We start from the raw sequence: 1722 nt of genomic DNA on the forward strand, positions 1-1722 counted from the left end.
ACCTCAAATATAATTGAAATTAAACCATAGGGGAAAAATCCCCTTAACTTTAGATAGAATACTTTAAAAAAACTTGTTTTGTGTAAAAAATTAATTAAAATAAATATTTGATTAATCAAATTAAATAAAAAGTTAAAAACCATCAAATAATGATAGCTAAAATAAAGAAAAAGGTGGTGGAATTATAGCTTACGTGCGAAAAGTAGATAACCACTATGTCCAACCATTCTTGTTTTAGGCCTTGTTCCCTGTTGTCTTACTTCAAGACCACGCTCCAAAGTTTCCAAAATTTCAATATCATAAAAATTAAGTTTTTTAGCGACTTTATATGAAACCTCGGCCTGATCAATATATGGAGCATATACAACCAGCCATCCACCAAGATTCAATGAATCATAAACCTCTTCAAATATCTCATAAGGCTTTGGAAGGTCCAAAAATACCAAATCAATGTTGTCTTCGTCAATGCCTTCCTTGATATTTTTGTTTTTAACCTCAATGTTTTTAATGCCGAATGTATCGATATTTTTCTTTGCAACCTCGGCGAAGTCTTCACGGATTTCATAGGTATAAACCTGGCCTGTTTCGCCGACAACATTGCCGAAATTAAGTGCAATGGCTCCGGCACCGGTTCCTGCATCAACAACTCTGGAACCTGCACCCAATCCTGTGTAGGCCAAAACGGTTCCAATATCCTTTTTAATTAATATGGAACATCGTCGATCCATCAAATCTATGAAATCATTTACATTGGGCTTAACAATTTTAAATGTGTGGTCAAGATGGCTTTTAACTTCATCGCCAATTTCCGCATCAGACAATACCTCTGCAGATACAATTCCCAAATCGCTTTGAAATTCCTGGCCTTCCTTTAAAATATACTTCTTACCACGTTCATCCAAAATCATTTTCATTGTTTTCACCATTTTACATTAATTGAGATAATCTTTTGACTCTTTTCAATGAATCAGGGTGTGTTGAAAGCAATTCTAAAAAAGAATTGGATTTTGATATCTTAACATTAGCGTTGGCTAATCTTCTTAATTCCTCATCACTGATTGATCCGTTGCCATCAAAGTCAATTTGCTTAAAGTCATGAACATCCTTGTTTCCATTATTAATGTCATTAAAAAAGAATGCTCTGTTTGTATTTAAATCTTTAATAGTCTGTTCATTTGTTCTGGCAGCACCATAAGACAATTTATATAATGCGGACACCAATGCTGCAGGCCTGTTTCCAAACTCAACTGAGGCCTCATCGGCATAATATTCACGGGTTCTTGAAATGAACAGCACCAAAAGCTGGCCGACCAGATAAAATAGATAACCTAAAATACCTATGATGAATCCTCCGCCGTTTTCGTTCCTTGAAAACATGAATGATAATGCAATATAATAGCAAATCATAGGTATTACGCTTACAGCAGCAGTAACCATCATATCATTATGTTTTATATGGCCCATTTCATGACCTAAAACCGCTCTTAGCTCATCACGGTCAAGCAATCCCAGAATAGGGCGGGTTATTGCAATATGACCACTTCTGCTTGATCTGCCATATGCAAATGCATTTGGAATATTGATTTCGGACAATCCGATTTCCGGTTTTGGAACACCAGCAGCGTCAGCCAGCTCCTGAACCATCTGATGAATATGAGGAGCTTCAGCCTCGGACAATGGCCTTACGTTCATTGAACGTTTTACAAGTGAAGGACCAAACCA

General features: G+C 36.3%; 2 protein-coding genes. Both read right to left on the reverse strand.

Annotation, left to right across the window (positions count from 1 at the left end; translation table 11 throughout):
* Positions 1 to 182: 182 nt before the first annotated feature.
* The gene (locus ACKI2W_RS00005) at positions 183 to 914 is read right to left on the reverse strand and encodes a tRNA (adenine-N1)-methyltransferase (protein WP_407378318.1); all 732 of its coding nucleotides are present in this window, start codon (positions 912 to 914) and stop codon (positions 183 to 185) included.
* 13 nt (positions 915 to 927) lie between these two features.
* Positions 928 to 1722, reverse strand: a 795-nt coding sequence (locus ACKI2W_RS00010) for a zinc metalloprotease HtpX (RefSeq protein ID WP_407378320.1), incomplete at its 5' end; no start/stop codon positions are given.

Origin of the sequence: Methanobrevibacter sp., from assembly GCF_045603845.1 — an archaeon.
Taxonomy (GTDB): domain Archaea; phylum Methanobacteriota; class Methanobacteria; order Methanobacteriales; family Methanobacteriaceae; genus Methanocatella.